This window comes from Rhizobacter sp. P2_H2 (assembly GCF_056403375.1).
The window spans coordinates 1-3,026 of sequence record NZ_JBFUFP010000675.1 but is presented as its reverse complement, the minus strand read 5'-3'; the positions used below and the strand labels follow the sequence as shown (position 1 = coordinate 3,026).

Here is a 3,026-nt window from a genome sequence, read left to right as displayed (position 1 = left end):
GCCCATTCCCTCACCCGCCGCTCACCACCCACCGCTCTTGTTGGGGGGAAAAGATTGAAGTGACCGACGAGCAYGCGAGCGYCAGCATGCTTCGTCCCTCTGATGTTCGCTTGTCACCGCCGAAGTACCGGAGCGGTGGCACAAAGGCGCGGGTGGGGAGGCTGTGGCGCGCCAATAAGGAGGGGGCGCCGGAGCTGGCTGGTTTCATRGCCCGCGTGCGCAGCACGCTTCGTGMACTGACTGTCGCCCACTGTTTGACCACAACGAACGAAGTGAGTGGCGGGAGTTTGGGCGACGGGCCWTGAAACCAGTCAGYGSAGGGGAGTCAGCGCCCCGCCAGGGGCGSTGACCGCACCSGACGGCGCGCCACRGCCTCCCCACCCGCGCCTTTCCGCTCAACTCAACCGCACGAAAACGAGAAAGGCCCTCAGCCTGCAGGCAATTTCTTCAGCAGTGCCAAGGCAGCAGCATTCTTCGGCTCCAGCTTCAGGCAACGCTGAAGGGCATCACGCGCCGCCTTCGGATCGCTGGCTTGCAGAGCCTGCGCCTTCTTCAGCAGTGTGTCCGCCAGCGCCCGACGCACCGCGGCATCCCGCGGCGATGCATCAGCCCGCTTCTGCAGCATGCCGATCGCTTCGTCGAACTCGCCCTGCCCCGCCAGCATCGCCGCGTGCTCCAGCTCGATCGACTGCTCGCTCGGTGCGATCCGCGCGCCCGGCTTGCGCGTCAGCGTCAGCCGCGACGGCTGCCCCAGGTAATCGCGCTTGTTGCGCGCGCGCTCGATGCCACGCAACCCGTCCGCGGCCTCGGCCTGCTCCGGCTGCAAGGCCAGCACGCCCAGGTACGACTGCTCCGCCGCATCGAGATCGCCCTTCTTCAGCTCGGCCCGCGCGCGCTGCAGCCGCTCGGTCGCCAGCACATCGGCCCGGTGCCGCGCCTCGGCCAGGCGCTCTCGGTACTGCGCAGGCCGCAGCGTCGCGAGCACTTCCCAGGCCTGCACCGCCTCGCTCCACTTGCCCTGCCGCTCCGCGGACACCGCCAGCTCGCTCTGGCGCGCCTCGAACTCGGACACCGGGTCGTTGCGCGAATTGGCCCCCGCGCCGGTCGTGCCGGTCGGGTTGCCGGTCGGCACGCCGGCACAGGCGGCCAGCAGCAGCGTGACGGCCGCCAGCGTGATGAATCTGACCGCAGAGAAGCGAACCGCGAATGAGTGCGTCATGACGAGGGCGTGAAGCTGCGCAGGGTCTGCAACTTGGACTTGAAGGCCTCCAGGTCGTGGCTGCCGTAGATCATGGTCCGGCGCAACATCAGCGGCTGCGCCCAGGCCGGGTTGCCACCCGGCGTCACCGTGCCGGCCAACCGGTAGCGGTTGCGCGCCAGCGCCTCCAGCACCACCTCGTTGACATCGCCGAACGGGTAGGCATACGTCAGCACCTCGTTCGACAACCGCTTCTCGATCACGTCGCGCGGCACCTTCGCCTCGGCCTCCATCCGCTTCGCATAGGCGGCATCGTTTTCACCAGCGGCCCGCTCGATCAGGTTGGAATGGGTCTTCGAGTGCGACTGGATGTCGACCAGGCCCGAGGCCGTCATCTCCTGCATCTGCGGCCAGGTGAGCGCGTCGCCGGCACCGACGAAATCGGTGTACAGGAACACCGTGGCCGGGAAGCCGTGCTTCTTCAGCAGCGGGTAGGCATAGCGGTAGTACGACGCATAGCCGTCGTCGAAGGTCAGCACCACCGAGCGCTGCGGCAGCGGCTGCCGGCCCTCGAGAAAGCCGATCAGGTCCTTCAGGCGGATCACCTTGAAGTTGTTCKCCGCCAGCCAGTCGAGCTGCTGCTCGAAGCTCGACGACGACACCGTCATCTTGCCGCTGCCCTGCCCCACGCGGTGGTAGCACAGGATCGGGATCGTCTGGTACTGGCCGCTGCGCACGCCCATCGGGTTCAACGGCTTCAGCGGCACGATCACCGGCTGGCCGCTGCGCGCCTGCGGCGTGCCGGGGTTGGCCTCGGCCACCTCCCAGTCGCGCGACGCGCTGCCCAGAAAGCGCTGCGCGATCGACGCGTAGTTGTCGTCGCCCTGCGGCACGTAGACCAGCAGCCGGTCACTGCGGCCCAGCACGCCGTCGCGGGCGGCCAGGCCCGGCACGGCGGTGGCCGTCTCGCCCCCGCTGCGCGGCGGCGTCTGGCAACCCGCCAGCGCCAGCAGGCAGGCGACGCCCGCCGCCAGGGTCAGCGCGCGGCGCTGAAGTGCTTGCATCGACTGCTCCCTCAAGAAGGCTTCTTCGGATCCGCGGCGCCCGGCCGCCGCAGCGGCGCCATCGTGCTGGCAAAGCTGGCGGCCACGCGCTGCGTCTCGGCCGCGGTGTCCTGCGTCGGCACGTAGCGCTCCTGCAGGGCCTGCGCCATCGCGTCGAAACCCTTGTACAACTGGCCGAACTCGTCGGTGCGCTCCTCGCGGATGCGGTGCTCGAAGCGGCCCTGCGCAATCTCGCGCATCGAGTCGCCCACCAGCTTGATCGGCCGCGCAAACCAGTTCGCGACGAAGTACATCGCCACCGCCACCGCCAGCACCGTGACGATCACCAGCACGATCATCAGCGTCAGGCTCAGCCGCGCCACCTGCGCCAACGGCTTCTCCGGCACGCCCAGCGCCACCCGGCCGACCGCCTTGCCCTGGAAGGTCATCGGCGCCTCGAACACCAGCACATTGTCGTTGTCGTCGAGCACGCGCGTCACGCTGACGCCGCCGGCACGCGTGCCCAGCAGCTCGCCGCTGCGCGCCTTGTACGGCTGGCCCACGCTCGCCGCATCGCTCGACGCACGCACCACGCCGGCCCGGTCGACCACGCTGACGCTCGTGAAATCGCGCGTCTTCATGACCTCGCCCACCGACACCTCGACCGCCACCCATTCGTCGGCCAGCGCCGACACCGCGTTCTGCGCCGCGATGAAGCGGCTCAGCGACGCGCCGTAGTCGGTCACCTGGCCCATCATCGCGGCCGTCTGCTGCCGGTTGACGAC

The 3,026-nt window shown here is 69.2% G+C and carries 3 protein-coding genes; all 3 read right to left on the bottom strand.

Annotated elements, in window-relative coordinates; all coding sequences use genetic code 11:
- Positions 1-427: 427 nt before the first annotated feature.
- On the bottom strand, positions 428-1,219 hold the full coding sequence (locus tag AC1D15_RS24510; protein ID WP_477828022.1) for a tetratricopeptide repeat protein: 792 nt from the start codon (positions 1,217-1,219) through the stop codon (positions 428-430).
- A complete protein-coding gene (locus tag AC1D15_RS24505; RefSeq protein ID WP_477828021.1) occupies positions 1,216-2,262 on the bottom strand; it encodes a polysaccharide deacetylase family protein in 1,047 nt (348 codons plus the stop codon). The genes AC1D15_RS24510 and AC1D15_RS24505 overlap by 4 nt, the downstream gene beginning before the upstream one ends.
- Before the next feature lie 11 nt (positions 2,263-2,273).
- A partial coding sequence (locus AC1D15_RS24500; protein ID WP_477828020.1) for a HAMP domain-containing protein occupies positions 2,274-3,026 on the bottom strand: 753 nt, incomplete at its 5' end.